The 19870-nt window shown below is 60.2% G+C and carries 17 protein-coding genes and 1 pseudogene; 12 read left to right on the top strand and 6 right to left on the bottom strand.

Annotated features, from left to right (window positions below):
- Positions 1 to 29 precede the first annotated feature (29 nt).
- The 3 genes from GGD50_RS08180 to GGD50_RS08170 form a co-directional block, all read right to left on the bottom strand.
- Entirely contained in the window at positions 30 to 773 is a 744-nt protein-coding gene (locus GGD50_RS08180; RefSeq protein ID WP_107109276.1) for a TerC family protein, read from the bottom strand.
- A gap of 135 nt (positions 774 to 908) precedes the next feature.
- Positions 909 to 1748, bottom strand: coding sequence for a GyrI-like domain-containing protein (locus tag GGD50_RS08175; protein WP_107109275.1), 840 nt, complete (start codon positions 1746 to 1748; stop codon positions 909 to 911).
- 104 nt (positions 1749 to 1852) lie between these two features.
- A complete protein-coding gene (locus GGD50_RS08170) occupies positions 1853 to 2533 on the bottom strand; it encodes a TetR/AcrR family transcriptional regulator (protein WP_107109274.1) in 681 nt (226 codons plus the stop codon).
- Positions 2534 to 2706: 173 nt separating this feature from the next.
- On the opposite strand from GGD50_RS08170, the gene GGD50_RS08165 reads away from it, so the two are divergent.
- The 4 genes from GGD50_RS08165 to xylB all read left to right on the top strand — a co-directional run bounded on the left by GGD50_RS08165 (position 2707) and on the right by xylB (position 8230).
- Entirely contained in the window at positions 2707 to 3936 is a 1230-nt protein-coding gene (locus tag GGD50_RS08165) for an HlyD family secretion protein (RefSeq protein ID WP_107109273.1), read from the top strand.
- 15 nt (positions 3937 to 3951) lie between these two features.
- Positions 3952 to 5550: a DHA2 family efflux MFS transporter permease subunit gene (locus GGD50_RS08160; RefSeq protein ID WP_107109272.1), complete on the top strand. Its 1599-nt coding sequence runs from the start codon at positions 3952 to 3954 to the stop codon at positions 5548 to 5550.
- Positions 5551 to 5707: 157 nt separating this feature from the next.
- Positions 5708 to 6733: a LacI family DNA-binding transcriptional regulator gene (locus tag GGD50_RS08155; RefSeq protein WP_107109271.1), complete on the top strand. Its 1026-nt coding sequence runs from the start codon at positions 5708 to 5710 to the stop codon at positions 6731 to 6733.
- Positions 6734 to 6772: 39 nt separating this feature from the next.
- Entirely contained in the window at positions 6773 to 8230 is a 1458-nt protein-coding gene (gene xylB, locus GGD50_RS08150; RefSeq protein ID WP_107109270.1) for a xylulokinase, read from the top strand.
- 16 nt (positions 8231 to 8246) lie between these two features.
- On the opposite strand, the pseudogene GGD50_RS33480 reads toward xylB, so the two are convergent.
- A pseudogene (locus tag GGD50_RS33480) lies at positions 8247 to 8351 on the bottom strand (endonuclease domain-containing protein); the annotation flags it as partial.
- A gap of 54 nt (positions 8352 to 8405) precedes the next feature.
- Here GGD50_RS33480 and xylA point away from each other — a divergent pair.
- Positions 8406 to 9716 (top strand): xylose isomerase, encoded by a 1311-nt coding sequence (gene xylA, locus GGD50_RS08145; RefSeq protein WP_107109269.1) that lies wholly within the window; start codon positions 8406 to 8408, stop codon positions 9714 to 9716.
- Positions 9717 to 9756: 40 nt separating this feature from the next.
- Here xylA and GGD50_RS08140 read toward each other — a convergent pair whose 3' ends face one another.
- Together GGD50_RS08140 and GGD50_RS08135 are read right to left on the bottom strand one after the other, a co-directional pair.
- Positions 9757 to 10113, bottom strand: a complete 357-nt coding sequence (locus GGD50_RS08140; protein ID WP_107109268.1) for a VOC family protein — start codon at positions 10111 to 10113, stop codon at positions 9757 to 9759.
- Positions 10114 to 10125: 12 nt separating this feature from the next.
- On the bottom strand, positions 10126 to 11151 hold the full coding sequence (locus GGD50_RS08135) for a LacI family DNA-binding transcriptional regulator (RefSeq protein ID WP_107109267.1): 1026 nt from the start codon (positions 11149 to 11151) through the stop codon (positions 10126 to 10128).
- Between the two features lie 166 nt (positions 11152 to 11317).
- On the opposite strand from GGD50_RS08135, the gene GGD50_RS08130 reads away from it, so the two are divergent.
- The 7 genes from GGD50_RS08130 to GGD50_RS08100 all read left to right on the top strand — a co-directional run bounded on the left by GGD50_RS08130 (position 11318) and on the right by GGD50_RS08100 (position 19846).
- A complete protein-coding gene (locus GGD50_RS08130; protein ID WP_107109266.1) occupies positions 11318 to 12841 on the top strand; it encodes a sugar ABC transporter ATP-binding protein in 1524 nt (507 codons plus the stop codon).
- A gap of 64 nt (positions 12842 to 12905) precedes the next feature.
- A complete protein-coding gene (locus tag GGD50_RS08125; protein WP_107109265.1) occupies positions 12906 to 13916 on the top strand; it encodes an ABC transporter permease in 1011 nt (336 codons plus the stop codon).
- Positions 13917 to 13985: 69 nt separating this feature from the next.
- Complete coding sequence (locus tag GGD50_RS08120; RefSeq protein ID WP_107109264.1) at positions 13986 to 14933, top strand: substrate-binding domain-containing protein; 948 nt, start codon at positions 13986 to 13988, stop codon at positions 14931 to 14933.
- A 259-nt stretch (positions 14934 to 15192) separates the two neighbouring features.
- Entirely contained in the window at positions 15193 to 16245 is a 1053-nt protein-coding gene (locus GGD50_RS08115; protein WP_047628952.1) for a sugar phosphate isomerase/epimerase family protein, read from the top strand.
- A gap of 222 nt (positions 16246 to 16467) precedes the next feature.
- Positions 16468 to 17655 carry a Gfo/Idh/MocA family protein gene (locus GGD50_RS08110; protein WP_107109263.1) on the top strand — a complete coding sequence of 396 codons (1188 nt, stop codon included), beginning with the start codon at positions 16468 to 16470 and terminating at the stop codon, positions 17653 to 17655.
- A gap of 190 nt (positions 17656 to 17845) precedes the next feature.
- Positions 17846 to 19219, top strand: a complete 1374-nt coding sequence (locus GGD50_RS08105; protein ID WP_107109262.1) for a GH1 family beta-glucosidase — start codon at positions 17846 to 17848, stop codon at positions 19217 to 19219.
- 78 nt (positions 19220 to 19297) lie between these two features.
- Positions 19298 to 19846, top strand: coding sequence for an NADPH-dependent FMN reductase (locus tag GGD50_RS08100; RefSeq protein WP_107109261.1), 549 nt, complete (start codon positions 19298 to 19300; stop codon positions 19844 to 19846).
- Positions 19847 to 19870: the final 24 nt, after the last annotated feature.

Here is a 19870-nt window from a genome sequence, read left to right as displayed (position 1 = left end):
GCACCCGTTTTGGGTGCGGATATTTCCCGTCAATGGCCGCCGGATAGCTTTTTCCGCCGGTTTCGTGCCAGCATATTCAGCGCCTCGACCACGGCGGAGAAGGCCATTGCGGCGTAGACATAGCCCTTGGGAACATGGAAGCCCATGCCTTCGGCGATTAGTGTCGTGCCGATCATCAGCAGGAAGGCGAGCGCCAGCATGACGATGGTCGGGTTCTTCTCGATGAAGTTGGCGAGCGGCGTGGCGGCTACCAGCATGACGGTGACAGCGGCGATGACGGCGATGAACATGATCGGCAGATGCGGCGTCATGCCGACGGCCGTGATGATGCTGTCGATTGAAAAGACGAGATCGAGCAGCAAGATCTGGCCAATAGCCGAGGCAAAGCCGGTCGTGGTCGATTTGGCGATGAAATCCTCGCCCTGTTCGGCGGGGTCGACATTGTGATGGATTTCCTTGGTTGCCTTCCAGACCAGGAACAGGCCACCGCTGATCAGGATCATGTCCTTCCAGGAGAAGCCCTGGCCGAAGATTTCGAAGACCGGTTCGGTGAGCTGCACGATCCAGGCGACAGTGCCGAGCAGGGCAAGGCGCATGACCAAGGCGAGACCGATGCCGATCCGGCGGGCTTTTTCCCGGTGTTCGGGCGGCAGCTTGTTGGTCAGGATCGAGATGAAGATGAGGTTGTCGATACCGAGAACCACCTCCATGACGACGAGGGTGACAAGCGCAACCCATGCGCTCGGGTCCTGCACCAAACCAACAATATCCATCGATGAATTTTTCCTCTGGTCAGCGTCTGCCGACGCTGACCCCCAGCTCCGGCTCCTTGATAGCGATCGTTTATGTAAGGAGCGAAATCGCAGGTGCAAGCGCCGCCATTATTTTCGCGGACGGCGCGCATATTTCTATGCCTTCAGAGGAATCCAGATCTCCGTTACGCCCATGCCGGTGCGCGGGTCGAAACGGTCGTCGTAACGCTCCATCATGTCTGGCACGCCGCCGTGCTGGTGACCGGATTGCGGCAGCCAATCACCGAAGATCTGCTGCACGGTGGCGGAGATGCCGGAAATATGGCCGCGATGGGTAAAGACGGCATAGCGCTGCTGTGGCAGTTTCAGGGTCGTAAAGCCTTCCGGCAGATCGTCGTCCGAAGTGACCTCGGCGGCAGACATATAGCGGAAGCTTTCGCTGTCGCCTTCATTCTGGGTGCAGACGCCATAGGCGACATTGCCCACTTGGCCGGAAATATGGCCGAAATGCTGATTGAATTTCTGCCATAGCGAGGGAATCCCCTGTGTGGCTTCACAGGCATAGGTTTCCGCAAGGCCGGCAAGCAGCATTGCGGGGCGGGTCTCGAAACGTGGCGCATCGAGTTTGGGGAGGCGGGTGTCGTCCATTCTGATCGGCTCCAGCAAAACAAGGTTTCGGGCGTGCCCCTGCTTGCGCAAACTGTCCGGCGTCATGCCGAATTGCTCGCGGAAGGCACGGGTGAAAGCCTCATGCGAGCCATAGCCCGCATCGAGGGCAACCTCGAGAATGGTCGATGAGCTGTTGATCAGCGCAAGAGCTGCCCCGCTAAGGCGCCGGCCCCTGACGTAGCCGCTGATCGAATGGCCGGTGGTGAGCCCGAAGACGCGCGACAGATGATAGCGCGACAGGCCAGCCGTATCGGCAATCTCGTCCAGCGAGATATCAGACGAGAAGTGGCTTTCGATAAACCATATTGCTCTTCCGATCGCGCTCATGTTCGATTCCCTGGTTGCGCGCCCATTGTTAGGCGCCGACCGGCTACCGGGTTTGATCGCGATTGCGGGATTGCGGTGGCTATCCGCTGGCTATCGGAAGGCGGTCAGGCCTGATCTTTCCGATTGTTACCATAAGCCGCCATGAAGACGCGAACGGCGCCGCGCACGACATAGTCGATCTCATCTTTCGAGGGAGGGAAATCCATGTCGCCGAACAGTCTCAGCTTGAAATAGCTGCCGCTGGCCATGTCGAGGAAATGGCGGGCGGCCATATCGAAGTCCTCGATGCGGAGGCGATCGACCGCAACCTGGCGTTCGAGAAAGCCGCGCAAAACGGTGCGCAGATTTTCCGGGCCGGTGAAGAAGCGTTGACAGAGGGTTGGCATGCGTTCGCGAACACCAATGACGGTGCGCATGGCGCTGATGGTCTTGTCCGATGTGACATGGGTCACGAACACCATGCCGAATTCATAAAGACTGGTTGCCACATCGATGTCATCGGCAAGTGCGGTGCGTACGGTCTCGACGAAACGCGCCCGCTCACTGTCGATCATGGCGGAGAACAAGTCTTCCTTATTGGCGAAATAGACGTAGAGCGTGCCCTTGGAGACGCCTGCTTCGCGCGTGACGTCGTTCATGCTCGCGGCATCGAACCCCATTTTCATGAAGACACGCGTAGCACCATCCAGAATCTGCTGGCGTTTGACGGGGTCTTCTCCGGCGGCCCAACGCCCCCCTGAAGCAGGTGCGTTCAAGACGGCGACATTTTGCGGTTCGTGCTTCATCGTCTCCTTCGCTCGATCACTTTTCCTGAATCTTAATCAGATTCGTTAATTAAATCGAACCGGGTGGTTCGATAAGACTTGATATGGAATGAAAAACGATCTATGTCAACTGAACTGAACTGAACTGAACCGTTCGGTTCGATTATTTTACCCAGATGTCCGGTGGTAGAGCAATGTCATCAAGTCATAGTAACAATATAGCGCGCATCGTTGATGATGTCGAAGTGGAGGCTCCGGATACCGGCGCATCCGCCGAGGCTCCTGCCGCGGAAAAGCCCAACAGCCCACCCCCCGCCCAGGCTGCGCCTGCTGCTCCGGTTCAGGCGGCCCCACCGCCGGCCGAGAAGAAGCGGCGCAGCCTGGTGCTTCCGATCGTTGCCGTTGTGGCGCTCGTCGCCGGCGGCTGGTACGGCTATGACTGGTGGACGAACGGCCGTTTCCTGGTATCGACCGACGACGCCTATATCGAAGGTGACATCGCGACCATCCAGCCGAAGGTGACGGGCTATGTCGCCAAGGTGAACGTCGTTGCCAACCAGTTGGTCAAGGCGGGCGATGTGCTCGCCACGCTCGACGACGGCGACTATAAGCTCGCGCTCGAGCAGGCCCAGGCTTCGCTCGACACCGAGCAATTGTCGCTGCACACCATCGACGCGCAGATTGCCGCCGGCCAGGCTGCGCTTGCCCAGTCGCAGGCCCAGAAGGTCGCGTTGGAAGCGACGGTACGCGGTGCGCAGATCACCCAGACCCGCGCCGCCGAACTTCAGTCGAAGTCCGTCGGCACCACCGCGTCGCTGGACAGCGCCAATATCGCCCTCGATCAGGCCAAGGCCAATCTCGTCGGCGGCGATGCCGCCATTGCGTCGGCTCAGGCCAATATCAATCTGCTGCAGGCGCAGCGCCGTCAGGCCGAAAGCACGATCAAGGGCCTGGAGGCCGCTCGCGACAAGGCTGCTCGCGATCTCTCCTTCACCGTGCTGAAGGCTCCTTATGACGGCGTTGTCGGCAACCGTTCGGTTCAGGAAGGCGATCTCGTTTCGCCCGGCCAGAAGCTGATGGCGATCGTTCCGACCCGCCAGCTCTATATCGACGCCAATTTCAAGGAAACGCAGATCCAGCATCTGGTTGCCGGTTCCAAGGTCAACGTGCATGTCGATGCCTACAGCGATCATCCGATCGTCGGCACGGTAGAGTCGATTTCGCCGGCTTCCGGTTCGGTCTTCTCGCTGCTGCCGCCTGAAAATGCGACCGGCAACTTCACCAAGGTGGTCCAGCGCGTGCCGGTTCGTATCGCGTTGCCGCAGGATGCACTCGACAGCGGTCGTCTGCGTGCCGGTCTGAGTGTCGTCGTCGATGTCGATACCCGCACTGCGCCCGATCGAGTCGGGTTGGCGAGTAACTAAATTCGGAGAGCGCCGATGGCCTCGACAGCAGCGACCGTAGGTTCGACAGCCGGTCCCGTCGCGCCAGCGGCGGATCACATGGACCCCCGTAAGCTCATCGCTTTCTTTGCGATGGTGCTCGGCATGTTCATGTCGATCCTGGACATCCAGGTGGTTTCCGCCTCTCTCAGTGAAATCCAAGCTGGCCTCAGCGCCGGCTCGGATGAAATTCCTTGGGTGCAAACGGCCTATCTGATCGCTGAAGTCATCATGATCCCGCTTTCGGGAACATTGGCTCGCATCATCTCGACACGATATCTTTTCGCGATCTCCGCTGCCGGCTTCACCATCGCCAGCGGCCTTTGCGCCACGGCGACCAACATCGATCAGATGATCGTCTATCGTGCGCTGCAGGGCTTTATCGGCGGCGGCATGATTCCATCGGTTTTCGCGGCTGCCTTCACCATTTTTCCGCCATCGAAGCGCAACGTCGTGTCGCCGATCATCGGTTTGATCGCAACGCTTGCCCCGACCATCGGCCCGACGGTCGGCGGCTATCTCAGCCACGCATTTTCCTGGCACTGGCTGTTCCTCGTCAATATCGGCCCTGGCATCGTCGTCACCCTCGTCACCTGGAATTTCATCGACTTCGACAAGCCGGAGCTGTCGTTGATGAAGAAGTTCGACTGGTGGGGATTGTTTTCCATGGCGCTGTTTCTCGGCGCGCTGGAATATGTGCTTGAAGAGGGCAACACCAACGACTGGTTCAACGACAACTATATCGTGATTGCAGCGATCGCCTCCGCGATTGCCGCGCTCGTCTTCTTCTACCGGGCCTTTACCGTCGAGTTTCCCGTCGTCGATTTGAGGGCCTTCGGCAACAAGAACTTCGCGTTCGGTTCAATGTTCTCTTTCGTCATGGGCATCGGGCTTTATGGTCTGACCTATATTTATCCCGTCTATCTCGGCCGGATTCGCGGATATGATTCGCTGATGATCGGCGAGACGATGTTCGTCTCGGGCCTCGCAATGTTCTTCACCGCGCCTCTCGCCGGTATTCTTGCCGGCAAGATGGATCTGCGGATCATGATGATCATCGGCTTCTGCAGTTTCGCGGCCGGAACGTGGATCATGACCGGCCTGACGACGGACTGGGATTTCTGGGAGCTCTTCATTCCGCAGATTCTTCGTGGCTTCGGGCTGATGTTGTGCATGGTGCCGATCAACAACATTGCGCTCGGAACCACGCCTCCCGCCCGCATGCGCGGGGCTTCCGGCCTGTTCAACCTGACCCGCAACCTCGGCGGTGCCGTCGGGCTCGCCATCATCAATACCGTGCTTAGTACCCGCCAGGACACCCACTACATGCATCTGCGCGATCATGTGCATTGGGGGAGCCCCGCCGCCATCGACAAGATCCACAATATGACGGCCAATTTTGATGCCAACGGCCTGGACGGTGCGCAGGCGGCATTAAAGCAGTTGGTCAACATGGCGGAGCAACAGGCGGTCATCATGGCTTTCGGCGACGTCTTCCTGATGCTGACGGTATTGTTCCTGGCGATGATCGTTGGCGTGTTGATGCTCAGCAAACCGAATGCGCCCCCGAAAGGCGCGGGCGGCGGTGGCCACTAGGCTTAACCATTTTTCTACTATCCATCTGTAATTAAAAGGCTTCTCGGATCGAGAAGCCTTTTTCCTTTCGTGCTGATCGACAGGAAACTTCAGGCTTCGAAAATTTTTGATTTACGTACATCAGAATTCGCAGTAAGGATTTCATCAGGAGGAGCTGATGAGACCCACCGTTTACGATATCGCCGCTGCCGCGGGCGTTAGCCTTGCGACTGTGGATCGTGTACTGAACCGGCGCCCGGGCGTGCGTCTCGTGACGCGCGAGAAGGTGGAAGCTGCGATCCGTGACATCGGCTATGTCCGTGACGTGGCAGCTGCCAATCTTGCCAAGGGCCGTGTCTATCCGCTCGTCTTCATCCTGCCGACCGGCGACAATTCCTTTATGCACGGCCTCTATGGCGAAGTGCGCCAGGCGATGACGCGTTCGACCTTCGATCGCACTGAAATTCGCATCGTGGAAGTGCCGGCCTTCGACCCGCCGGCGCTGGTAGCCGAGCTTGACGCGCTGCAGGGGCAGGAGCTCGCCGGCGTGGCCCTGGTAGCAACCGACGCGCCGGAGGTGCGCGCCGCCGTCGATCGGCTGGTAGCGTCAGGCATCCCCGTCGTCACGCTCGTTTCCGATCTCACCGGTTCCACCCGGCACCACTATGCCGGCGTCGACAATATTGCCGCAGGCCGGACGGCTGCCCGGCTGCTCGGCCGTTTTCTCGGCGGGCGCAAGGGCGACATCACCGTTCTCGCCGGGTCCATGCTGGTGCGCGACCATCGTGAGCGCCTGGAAGGATTTTCCTCCGTCATGGCAGCGGAATTTCCGCAATTGCGCCTGCTGCCGGTGCTCGAAGGCCGTGACGATCCGGAAATCGCCAACACGCTCGTCTCCGAGGCGCTGTCCGGCAGCAACAGTATCATCGGCATCTATAGCCTCGGCGCCGGTAATCGCGGTCTGCTTAGGGCACTGAAGGAGACCGGGCAGGGGCGCGAGCTGACGGTCGTCGTGCACGAGCTGACCGAACACACCCGCATCGCGTTGCTGGACGGCACCATCGATGCCGTTCTCAACCAGGACGCCGGCCATGAGGTGCGCAGTGCCATACGCGTCATGAAGGCGACGGCGGACGGCCAGGATGTGATTGCCGGCCAGGAGCGCATCCGCCTCGACATTTTCTTGAAGGACAATCTGCCCTGACCATCGAAATCTGCGGCAGAGCATAGGGAGTTACATCTGATGTATTTGGGTCTTGATCTCGGAACGTCCGGCGTCAAAGCGATGCTGATCGACGGCAACCAGAAGATCATCGGATCGGCCAATGGCGGGCTCGACGTGTCGCGTCCGCATCCGGGCTGGTCGGAACAGGAGCCGGCGCACTGGATTCGCGCCACCGAGGAAGCGGTCGCCGGCCTGAAGGCGGCGCATCCGAAGGAATTGGCTGCGGTGCGGGGTATTGGCCTATCCGGCCAGATGCACGGCGCGACGCTGCTCGATGCCGACGACAAGGTGCTGCGTCCCTGCATTCTCTGGAACGACACGCGCAGCTATCAGGAAGCTGCCGCTCTCGACGCCGATCCGCGCTTCCGCGCCTTGACCGGCAACATCGTGTTCCCCGGCTTCACCGCACCGAAGCTTGCCTGGGTCGCCAAGCATGAGCCGGAGATTTTTTCCAAGGTGCGTTGGGTGCTGCTGCCGAAGGACTATCTGCGTCTTTGGCTGACGGGCGAACATATGTCGGAAATGTCCGATTCCGCCGGTACCTCCTGGCTGGATACGGGCAAGCGCAAATGGTCTTCCGAGCTGCTCGCCGCGACCAATCTCGATGAAAAGCAGATGCCGACGCTGGTGGAAGGCACGGAAGCCGCCGGCAAGCTGCGCGGCGAACTGGCCTCGAGCTGGGGTATTTCCGGCGACGTCGTCTTGGCCGGCGGGGCAGGGGATAACGCGGCTTCGGCCTGCGGCATGGGTACAGTCAGCCATGGCGCCGCCTTTGTGTCGCTCGGTACATCCGGCGTGCTCTTTGCCGCCAACGGCTCTTACCTGCCGAAGCCGGAAAGCGCCGTTCATGCCTTCTGCCACGCGCTGCCGAACACCTGGCACCAGATGGGCGTCATCCTGTCGGCGACGGATGCGTTGAACTGGCATTCGAGTGTCACCGGCAAATCGGCCGCCGAACTCACCGGTGAAGTCGGGGATACGCTGAAGGCACCGTCTGGCGTCACCTTCCTTCCCTACCTTTCCGGCGAACGCACTCCGCATAATGATGCGACCATCCGTGGCGCTTTCATCGGTCTCGGCCATGAGAGCAGCCGCGCCGTGCTCACGCAGGCGGTGCTCGAAGGCGTCAGCTTCGCCATTCGTGACAATCTGGAAGCGCTGCGCTCGGCAGGGACCGATATCGCCCGCGTCACCGCCATTGGCGGCGGCTCGCGCTCACGCTACTGGCTGGCCTCGATCGCGACCGCGCTCGGCGTTCCCGTCGATTTGCCGGCCGACGGCGATTTCGGGGCCGCTTTCGGTGCCGCCCGTCTCGGCCTGATCGCGGCAACCGGCGCCGACCCGGTCGAGGTCTGCACACCGCCGAAAACCGCCGGCACGATCGATCCGGTCGCTTCGCTGACGGATGCCTATGCCGACGCCTACAAGCGCTACCGGGCGCTTTATCCGGCGATCAAGGCGCTGAGCATAGTTTGAGGTGAGACCCCCTCACCCTAGCCCTCTCCCCGGAGGGAGAGGGAACGACGGAGCTTGCGGTAGCCGCCCATACCTTCTCCCCACGAGGGAGAAGGTGGCCCGAAGGGTCGGATGAGGGGGCGTTACCGACAAATGAAGAACACTAGCAAATATCCCAAACCCAAGGAGACAGGACATGAGCACCGGATTTTTTGGTGACATCAAGAAAGTGAAATACGAAGGCCCCGAGAGCACCAATCCGCTGGCCTTCCGTCACTACAACAAGGAAGAAGTGGTTCTCGGCAAGCGCATGGAAGACCACCTGCGTTTTGCCGTTGCTTATTGGCACACCTTCACCTGGCCGGGCGGCGACCCCTTCGGTGGCCAGACTTTCCTCCGCCCATGGTTCCAGGACACGATGGAAGCGGCCAAGCTGAAGGCCGATGTTGCCTTCGAATTCTTCAACCTGCTGGGTGCGCCTTACTACTGCTTCCACGACGCCGACGTGCGCCCGGAAGGCAAGAATTTCGCCGAGAATACTAAGAACCTCAACGAGATCGTTGACTACTTCGCACAGAAGCAGGCCGAAACGGGCGTCAAGCTGCTTTGGGGTACGGCGAACCTCTTCTCCAACCGCCGCTTCATGTCGGGTGCTGCGACCAATCCGGATCCGGATGTCTTCGCTTTCTCGGCCGCGACCGTGAAGACCTGCATGGACGCAACGCACAAGCTCGGTGGTGAAAACTACGTTCTATGGGGCGGCCGCGAAGGCTACGAAACCCTGCTCAACACAGACCTGAAGCGTGAGCTGGACCAGTTGGGCCGCTTCCTCAACCTCGTGGTCGAGTACAAGCACAAGATCGGTTTCAAGGGCACGATCCTGATCGAGCCGAAGCCGCAGGAACCGACCAAGCATCAGTATGATTACGACGTCGCGACCGTCTACGGCTTCTTGAAGAAGAACGGCCTGGAAAACGAAGTGAAGGTCAACATCGAGCAGGGTCACGCGATCCTTGCCGGCCATTCCTTCGAGCATGAACTGGCGCTTGCCAATGCCCTTGGCATCTTCGGCTCCATCGACATGAACCGCAACGACTATCAGTCCGGCTGGGATACCGACCAGTTCCCGAACAATGTTCCGGAAATGTCGCTCGCTTACTACCACGTTCTGGCAGGCGGTGGCTTCAAGACCGGCGGCACCAACTTCGACGCCAAGCTGCGCCGTCAGTCGCTCGATCCGGAAGACCTGTTGATCGGCCATATCGGCGGCATGGATTGCTGTGCTCGCGGCCTCAAGGCTGCTGCCAAGATGATCGAGGACAAGGCCCTGTCGCAGCCGCTTGCCGACCGCTATGCCGGCTGGGATTCCGCTGAAGGACAGAAGCTGCTCCGCGGCGAATACTCCCTCGACCAGATCGCACAGTGGGTCGAGAGCAAGGACATCAACCCGCAGCCGAAATCCGGCAAGCAGGAACTCCTGGAAAACATCGTCAATCGTTACGTTTGATCGTCAAAATGTGGGAGGCGGTGATCCACCGCCTCCCACACTACCGCCTGAATGCGCGGCTCGAAATGGATATGGAATTCCCGCAGGGGTCCTTGGCATTGGCGAACACGTAGCCGTCAGCCTGATGCACAGGCCCGAATTCGAGCCCATCGCTGGCGCATTTGGTGCGGAAAGCTTCGACATGCTCGACGTCGAAGACCAGTTTCACCAATGATTGACCCATCTTCTGCGTCTTTGCCGCGGGATGGATCATCAGATTGGCGCCGCCGTCCGGTGCCAGCAACTCGACAATTCGATCGCCGTCCTGTCGAAGCGGCCTGAACCCGAAGTGTTTTTCGTAAAAGCCGATCGTCGCTTCCATATCGCGGGCGTAGAGGACGAGTCTGCCGATCGGCATGGCGACGTGTCCCTATCGCCGGGCGCGCGATGGTGTCGAGACCGAGTTGCGCACCACCAGATCGGGCCGTAGCAGGATCTCCGTCTCGGCCGGCTGGCCGTCCGACAGGAGTTCGAGCAGGAGCGCCATCGCATGCTTGCCGATGGCTGTGCGCGGCTGCCGGATCGTCGTCAGCGAGGGCGACATGAAAACGGCTTGCGGCACATCGTCGAAGCCGGTCACCGAGAAATCCCCCGGAATGTCGTAGCCGCGCGCCTTCAGTCCGATCATCACGCCGATGGCCGTCTGATCGTTGACGCACATGAAGGCTGTCGGCAGCGTGTCACGCATGAAAAGCTGCTCGACGGCCAGCCTTCCGCTCTCGATAGTGCCGTCGCCCTCGAACACAATGCGGAGGTCGGTACCGATACCGGCGGCATCGAGCCCAGCGTCATAGCCCATCCGCCGCCGGCTATAGGCGAGGCGGGTGCGCGAATCGCCGATGAATGCAATTTTCCGATGACCCTCGGCAATCAGGAGGTCGATCGCCTTGCGCGCCCCGGCGATATCGTCCACGCCGACATAGGGGATGCCCCCATTGAAGACCGGCTCGAAGACGCCGACGCTCGGCGGAAGCCGGGCCGTCATCGTCTGATGTCCGAAGGGCAGGATACCGGTGAACAGGATCAAACCAGCGGCCTGGTTGGAGTTCAGGAATTTCAGATATTCCAGCCCGCGTTGAGCATCGTTCTGCGTGTGGCCGATCAGGATGCCATAGCCGTGCGAGCGTGCCTCATTTTCCAAACCGATGAGAATATTGGAGAAATTGGGGTCACCGATATCGGGTGCGACCACGAGGATCATGTTCGACCGACCAAGCCGCAGGCTGCGCGCCATGGCATTGGTGGTGTAACCCGTGACCGCGATTGCCTGGTTGACCTTCAGGCGCGTCGAGTTCGCGACCTTCTCAGGCATATGGATTGCCCGCGAGACCGTTGCGATCGAAACATTGGCAATGCGGGCGACGTCTTCGATAGTTGCGGGCGTGGAATTAGACACTGCGCTCTGCCTTGGGTCTCGTCTCGGACCGGACACTACACAGACTTCCGCGGAGATCAAAGGCGACCGCGTAAAATTGTGCAACATGCAATGATGTAAACCTTTACACAAACTATGTAAAGGTTTACACAACATGGAAGTGGTGTGGGGCCACAGGGAGGAAATAATGAGTTCGGAGACCGTCGACGGCGCGGTAGTGCTGTCCGCGAGGCGAATTTCCAAGTCCTTCAGCGGCGTGCAGGTGCTGTTCAGCGTCAATTTCGATCTTCGGGCCGGCGAGATCCACGCGCTCATGGGCGAGAATGGCGCCGGCAAGTCGACGCTCGTCAAAATTCTCTCCGGTTTCGAGCAGCCAAGCTCAGGCGAGATCCTGCTCGACGGCCAGGTGGTGAAGCTGCCGCCCAACGGCGGCGCGGAAGTGCTCGGCATTGTCATCATCCACCAGGAATTCAATCTCGCCGAACATCTGACCGTTACCGAGAGCCTGTTTCTCGGCCGTGAAGTCACGCGTTTCGGCGTGCTCGACCGCAAATATATGCGCGCCGAAACGCGGCGTGTCCTCGATCTCCTGGGATCGCATGTCGACGTGAACGCCCTGATCGGCACGCTTTCCATCGCCGACAAGCAGATGGTGGAGATCGCCAAGGCGATCAGCCGGGACGCCAGGATCGTCTTCATGGACGAGCCAACCGCCGTTCTGTCGCGGGAGGAAACCAACTTCCTGTTCAAACAGGTGCGCAAGCTGCGCGACCAGGGAACAAGCTTCGTGTTCGTGTCCCACAAGCTCGACGAGGTCATGGAGCTGACGGACCGGGTCACGGTGCTGCGCGACGGTCAATGGGTGAAGACATCGCAAACCTCGCTGCTCGACGGCGAATCGATTGCCCAGTTGATGGTTGGGCGGGAGCTCTCCAGCCTCTATCCCGCCAAGAACGAGCCCGATGTCGACGAAAAGGTCGTGCTCAGCGTCAGTTCTCTTTCGACGGGCTATGTCCGTGATGCGAGCTTCGAGCTGCGCAAGGGCGAAATATTGGGCTTTTCCGGCATGATCGGATCGGGCCGCACCGAACTGATGGAGGCGATCGTCGGCCTGCGCTCGCGTGCTGGCGGTGAGGTCGTCGCCAACGGCCACTCCGTGCCGCCGCATGATGTGCATGCCGCCATCGATGCCGGCCTTGCCTATATGACCAAGGACCGCAAGTCCAAGGGGCTGCTTCTGAGTTCGGGCATGGCTGTCAACCTGACCCTCCAGTCCCTGGATCGGCACGGCAAGTTCGGCTATCTCAGCGCCTCGAGCGAAGCGAGCGCATTGGCGCGGGCACGCCGCCGTTTCGACATCCGCGTTCGTGACGGCAATATCATCGCTGGCCGCATGTCCGGCGGCAATCAGCAGAAATTGCTTCTCGCGAAGGTCATGGAGACCGAACCGCAAATCATCATCATCGACGAGCCGACCCGCGGCATCGATGTCGGCACGAAACAGCAGATCTACCATTTCATTTCGGCGCTGGCCCGAGACGGCCATTCGATCATCGTGGTCTCGTCGGAGATGCCCGAGGTCATCGGACTGTGCACGCGGATCGCCGTGATGCGCGAAGGCCGGATCGTCGGCGTGCTTGAAGGGGATGAGATCTCCGAGCAGGAAATCATGCGTTATGCGGCGGGCCTGAAGAAAAAGACGGCGGCCTGAACCCGGCTGCAAGAGAGCAAGGCGAATTCCCAGCCATGATGGGAACGGGAGGTTGGTTTTGGATATGAGCGTGGGCGAAGACAGCAGCGGGAAGACAGGCCGGCGAGGCCGGTCCTGGCGGGATGTCGATCTCAGGGCCGTTGCGCCGTTTGCGGCCTTGGTTCTGCTTCTCATCGTGGGCGCATTGGTCAACCCCAACTTCATCGGCATGACCAATCTCACCAATGTCGCGACGAGATGCGCCTATATTGCGATCATCGCGGTTGGAGCCACCTTCGTTATCTCGGCGGGCGATCTCGATTTGTCGGTTGGCGCCATGGTCGCCTTCGTCGCAAGCCTGATGATCCTCCTGCTGAATTCAGGCGTCATAGCCGATCCGGCCCTGATGCTGGCTGCAGCCGTGTTGTTCTCGATCGTCGCCGGTCTCCTCTGCGGCCTCGCCAATGGCCTGATCACGACCATGGGCAAGATCGAGCCGTTCATCGCCACTTTGGGCACGATGGGCGTCTATCGCGGCTTGACGACCTGGCTATCGCAGGGCGGCGCGATCACCTTGCGCCCGGCGGATCTGCAGGCGCTTTACAAGCCTGCCTATTATGGCTCCGTGCTCGGCGTGCCGGTGCCGATCGCGGTCATCCTCGTGGTCACTGCAGTTGCGGCCTTCATCCTTTATCGCACCCGCTATGGCCGGCATGTCATCGCCGTCGGCTCCAATCGCGACGTTGCGCGTTATTCCGGCGTTGCGGTCAATCGCGTGCGTACCATCGCCTTCGTCATCCAGGGCCTGTGTGTGTCGATCGCCGTGCTTCTCTACGTGCCGCGGCTTGGTTCGACATCGGCAACGACGGGTAGCTTGTGGGAGTTGCAGGCGATCACGGCCGTCGTCGTTGGCGGTACGGCGCTGAAGGGCGGAGCGGGCAGGGTATGGGGGACCATTTGCGGCGCCTTCATCCTCGAGCTGGTCGGCAACATCATGCTGCTTTCCAATTTCATCAGCGAATATCTGCTCAGTGCCATCCAGGGCGCGATCATCATCGTCGCCATGCTGGTTCAGCGCTCGCTTGCTCGCAAATAGCGAATAACCGGGTCTAAGGGGCGCCCGGTCTTTATGACAATGCCCTGTTTCTATCTGGGAGGATGAAATATGCGTAAAAGACTCATTGGTCTGGCTGTCGTGCTGGCGGCTCTGGCCGGCACGGTCCATGCGGAGGACAAGAAGGTCACCATCGGTGTTTCCATTCCGGCGGCGGACCATGGCTGGACCTCCGGCGTCGTCTTCCACGCCGAACGCGTCGCCAAACTCTTGATGGCGGAACATCCCGGGCTGAATGTCATCGTCAAGACCTCGCCCGATGCCGCAAGTCAGGCAAATGCGGTGCAGGACCTTGAGACCCAGGGCATCGACGCTCTCGTGATCCTGCCGTCGGATCCTGATCCGCTGGTCAATGCGATCAAGGAAGTCAAGGACAAGGGCAAGTTCGTCGCTCTCGTCGACCGCGCGCCGAGCAACAACGACAATTCCGTCCGCGACCTCTATGTTGCCGGCAACAATCCTGCTCTCGGCCAGACGGCAGGCGAATATATCAAGGCTCATACCCCGAATGCTCAGGTCGTCGTTATCCGCGGTCTGCCGATCCCGATCGACCAGCAGCGTCAGGATGGTTTCGACAAGGGTATCGCCGGCTCCAACGTCAAGGTTCTCGACCGGCAATACGGCAACTGGAACCGCGACGATGCTTTCAAGGTCATGCAAGACTATCTGACGAAGTTCCCGAAGATCGACGTCGTATGGTGCCAGGATGACGATATGGCCGTTGGCGTGCTGCAGGCGATTGACCAGGCCAAGCGCACCGACATCCAATATGTCATCGCCGGCGCGGGCTCGAAGGACATGGTCAAAAAGGTCATGGACGGCGATAAGCTGATCCCGGTCGATGTGCTCTATCCGCCGGCGATGGTCGGCACGGCCATGGAGCTGACGGCTGCCAACTTCTACGACCAGGTTCCGGTTCGCGGCAATTATATCCTGGATGCGACCTTGGTCACCAAGGACAATGCCAAGGACTTCTACTTCGCCGATTCTCCGTTCTGATCTGTTGATCCAGACGGATGCGCCCGCCGGTTCCGGTGGGCGTTTTTCATGCGGCTGACGTTTCGTTTCGCGCTCCCGGGCAATTTTTGCGGCACGTACCTCTTGCCGTCGGCGGCGGGCCGTGATTAGGTCATGAGGCATTCGACTTTCAGCCCGACGACCCTATAATTTTTTGAGGTTACGGCATCCCGGCCGCCTTAGATATGGGTTGGAAGGGCATCGGAAACGTTTACAGAACGCGATTAGGGAGGAATTACTGATGAAGACGATCAAGGGTCCAGGCCTGTTTCTTGGCCAGTTCGCCGGTGACGCGGCACCATTCAACTCGTGGGATTCGATCACGAAATGGGCTGCCGATGCCGGCTATGTCGGTGTGCAGGTTCCGACCTGGGCAAGCCAGCTCATCGACCTGAAGAAGGCTGCCTCCTCCAAGGATTATTGCGACGAATTCGCCGGGGTTGCCCGTGCCAACGGCGTCGAAGTCACGGAGCTTTCCACCCACCTTCAGGGGCAGCTCGTCGCCGTGCATCCTGCCTATGACGAAGCCTTTGACGGCTTTGCGGCGCCGGAAGTGCGCGGCAATCCGAAGGCGCGTCAGGAATGGGCCGTCGAGCAGGTGAAGATGGCCCTGACAGCTTCGAAGCATCTGGGCATCAAGGCGCATGCGACTTTCTCGGGCGCGCTTGCCTGGCCCTTCATCTATCCCTGGCCGCAGCGCCCGGCCGGTCTCGTCGAAACCGCCTTCGAGGAACTGGCTCGCCGCTGGACGCCGATCCTCAATCATGCCGACGAAAACGGCGTCGACGTCTGCTACGAAATCCATCCGGGCGAAGACCTGCATGACGGCATCACCTTCGAGATGTTCCTGGAGCGCGTGAAGAACCATCCGCGCGCCAACATGCTCTACGATCCCTCGCACTATGTCCTGCAGTGCCTCGACTATCTCGAGAACATCGACATCTACAAGGACCGCATCAAGATGTTCCACGTCAAGGATGCGGAGTTCAATCCGACCGGGCGTCAGGGCGTCTATGGCGGCTATCAGGGCTGGGTCGAACGCGCCGGCCGCTTCCGCTCGCTCGGCGATGGCCAGGTCGATTTCGGTGCCGTCTTCTCGAAGATGACCGCCAATAATTTCGACGGCTGGGCCGTGGTCGAATGGGAGTGCGCGCTGAAGCATCCCGAAGACGGTGCGCGCGAAGGCTCTGAATTCGTCAAGGCGCACATCATCCGCGTGACGGAAAAGGCCTTCGACGACTTCGCCGGCAGCGGCACGGACCAGGCGGCCAACCGGCGCATGCTGGGGCTTTGATCAAGCCCCTTCGCCCGGCAAGTGCGGGGAGAAGGTGGGCTGGAGCGATTGAGCGTAGCGAAATTGCGACAGGTCGGATGAGGGGCCTTCTCGATATTTTCCGCTAATTCAGAACTTGCTGAGGGTTCGGCCCCTCACCCTAGCCCTCTCCCCGCAAGCGGGGAGAGGGAACGATCGCGCCAAGCGGTCGCATCCACACAATTCAATTTTCAGGAGGACCATATGGCAATCGAAGGATCATCGGAACAGACGCGGGAGCCGCGCATTCGGCTTGGCATGGTGGGCGGCGGCGCTGGCGCCTTTATCGGTGCGGTGCACCGTATCGCCGCGCGTATTGACGACCAGTTCGATCTCGTCGCCGGCGCGCTGTCGGCCTCGCCGGACAAGGCGATGGCTTCGGGGCGCGATCTTGGCCTCGATCCCTCGCGCACCTACTCCAGCTATCGCGACATGGCGATCCGGGAAGCCAAGCTGAAAAACGGCATCGAAGCCGTCGCGATCGTGACGCCGAACCATGTTCACTATGATGCCGCCAAGGAATTCCTGAAGCGCGGCATCCACGTCATCTGCGACAAGCCGCTGACCTCCAATCTTGCCGACGCCAAGAAGCTGAAGAAGGTGGCTGACGAAAGCGGCGCGCTGTTTATCCTGACGCACAACTATACCGGCTATCCGATGGTCCGCCAGGCGCGCGAGATGATCGCCAACGGCGAGCTCGGCGATATCCGCATCGTGCAGGCGGAATATCCGCAGGATTGGCTGACGGAAAATATCGAGCAGTCGGGTCAGAAGCAGGCCGCATGGCGCACCGATCCGTCGCAGTCCGGCGCCGGTGGTTCCACCGGCGATATCGGCACTCATGCCTATAACCTCGCCTCCTTCGTCTCTGGCCTGGAACTCGACAGCCTTGCCGCCGATCTCGACAGCTTCGTTGAAGGCCGCCGTCTTGACGACAATGGTCATCTGCTGCTGCGCTTCAAGGCAAAGGGCAAGGAAAAGCCGGCTAAGGGCATGCTGTGGTGCAGCCAGGTGGCGCCGGGTCATGAGAACGGTCTCAAGGTCCGCGTCTACGGCACCAAGGGCGGCATCGAGTGGACGCAGGCCGATCCGAACTATCTCTGGTACACGCCGTTCGGCGAACCGAAGCGCCTGCTCACTCGCAACGGTGCAGGCACTGGTGCTGCTGCCGCCCGCGTCTCGCGCATCCCGTCGGGTCATCCGGAAGGCTATCTTGAAGCCTTCGCCACGATCTACACCGAGGCTGCGCGGGCCATCAATGCCCGCAAGAAGGGCGTGGCAGTCGATCCGGCCGTGGTCTATCCGACCGTCGATGACGGCGTGAAGGGTGTTGCTTTCGTCGAGGCCTGCGTTGCCTCCTCGAAGCGCAATGGTGCCTGGATCAAGCTTTGATTTCTGCGCATGGGGCGGCGGGTTGTCTGTCGCTCCATGCTTTTCGACTTCTGACTGCAACGTTGCAGTTTTGTCATTTCAGGGCTGTACAAGGACGTTTTCGCTGGTTTAAACCGCGCGCGGGCCCAATATCGTGAGCGCGGTCGATCGCATCTTGCCGTCCCGCCGTTTGAAAGAAACGAGATTAGTCATGATTGATCCAAAGAAGTTCGCCGCCCGTTTCCCGGGCGATTTCACGTTTGGCGTCGCCACTGCCGCTTTTCAGATCGAAGGCGCCACCAAGGCGGATGGCCGCAAGCCGTCGATCTGGGATGCCTTCGCCAACATGCCGGGCCGCGTTTATCAACGCCACAACGGCGATGTCGCCTGCGATCACTATAACCGGCTGGAGCAGGATCTCGATCTGATCAAGGAGATGGGCGTTGAGGCCTATCGCTTCTCGATCGCCTGGCCGCGCATCATTCCCGATGGCACCGGTCCAGTGAACGAGGCCGGCCTCGATTTCTACGATCGTCTGGTCGATGGCTGCAAGGCGCGCGGCATCAAGACCTTCGCAACGCTCTATCACTGGGATCTGCCGCTGACGCTTGCGGGCGACGGCGGCTGGACGGCGCGTTCGACGGCCTATGCCTATCAGCGTTATGCGAAGACGGTGATGGCGCGCCTCGGCGATCGGCTGGATTCGGTCGCAACCTTCAACGAGCCCTGGTGCATTGTCTGGCTTAGCCACCTCTATGGCGTCCATGCGCCCGGCGAACGCAACATGCAGGCCGCGCTTTATGCCATGCACACCATGAATCTCGCGCATGGCCTCGGCGTCGAGGCAATACGGTCGGTGGCGCCGAAGGTGCCGGTGGGTATCGTGCTCAACGCTGCATCGATCCTTCCCGGTTCCGATAGCGCCGAAGATCAGGCCGCTGTCGAGCGCGCGCATCAGTTCCACAACGGCGCCTTCTTCGATCCGATCTTCAAGGGTGAGTACCCGAAGGAATTTGTCGACGCGCTCGGCGACCGCATGCCTGTTGTCGAGGATGGCGATCAAAAGATCATCAATCAGAAGCTCGACTGGTGGGGGCTGAACTACTATATGCCGATGCGCGTCTTCGACGATGCGTCCAAGAGTGGCGATTTCCCCTGGACGAAGGAAGCGCCTCCGGTCAGCACCGCCAAGACCGATATCGGCTGGGAAATCTATGCGCCGGGCCTGAAGCACGTCGTGCAAGACCTCTACAAGCGCTACGAACTGCCGGAATGCTACATCACCGAAAACGGCGCCTGCTACAACATGGGTGTCGTCAAGGGTGAAGTCGACGACCAGCCGCGCCTCGATTACTACATCGATCATCTCGGCGTCGTCGCCGACCTGATCAAGGACGGCTATCCGATGCGCGGCTATTTCGCCTGGAGCCTGATGGACAATTTCGAATGGGCGGAAGGCTACCGCATGCGCTTCGGGCTCGTGCATGTCGATTACGAGACGCAGGTGCGCACGGTGAAGAAGAGCGGCAAATGGTACCGCGAACTCGCCGGGCAGTTCCCGAAGGGGAATCACAAGACGGCTTGATTTGTGCCGTCTTTCCGATCTTTCCAAAAGGAGAGGGTGAAGGTCGCTCGAATCGGCGGCACCTGATAAGTCTTGCGCATGACCCAGCGCCCGCTCTCCCTCTACGCGCTCTGCGGCAGCCAAAGGCAGGCTTCGACCAGTCTTCGGCTGCTGGAAGCCCTGCGGCTGGTATCGCCCGAGGGAATCTCCATCGAAATCTGCGATTTGATCGGCAATCTGCCGATCTTCAATCCGGATCATGAAGGTGACAGGACGCCGCCTACCGTCAAAACCTTGGCGGCGAAGATCCGCGATGCGGACGGACTGATCGTCTCCTGCCCGGAATATGCCCACGGCATTCCCGGCGGGTTCAAGAACGCATTGGATTGGCTGGTGTCGCGCGACGAAGTGCCGTTCAAGCCGCTGATGTTTGCGCATGCCTCCCATCGCGGCGATCTTGTTCTGGAACAACTGACCGAAGTATTGAGGACAATGTCACTCCGCATCGTGCCGGAAGCTTTTCTGCGCGTGCCGCTTGCCGGCAAGAGCGATGAAGCGCAGGCGATGGTCCTGGCGGAAGCGCAACGGACCGGCGCGTTGCAAGCCGGCCTCGATCGTTTTGTGCAGGCGATCCGCGCATCCGTATGAATGCTTGCCGCCTCCACAAATATA

The sequence above is a fragment of the Martinezella paranaensis genome (assembly GCF_014200235.1).
GTDB classification, from domain to species: domain Bacteria; phylum Pseudomonadota; class Alphaproteobacteria; order Rhizobiales; family Rhizobiaceae; genus Rhizobium; species Rhizobium paranaense.
This window is presented reverse-complemented; position numbering and strand designations above follow the sequence as displayed.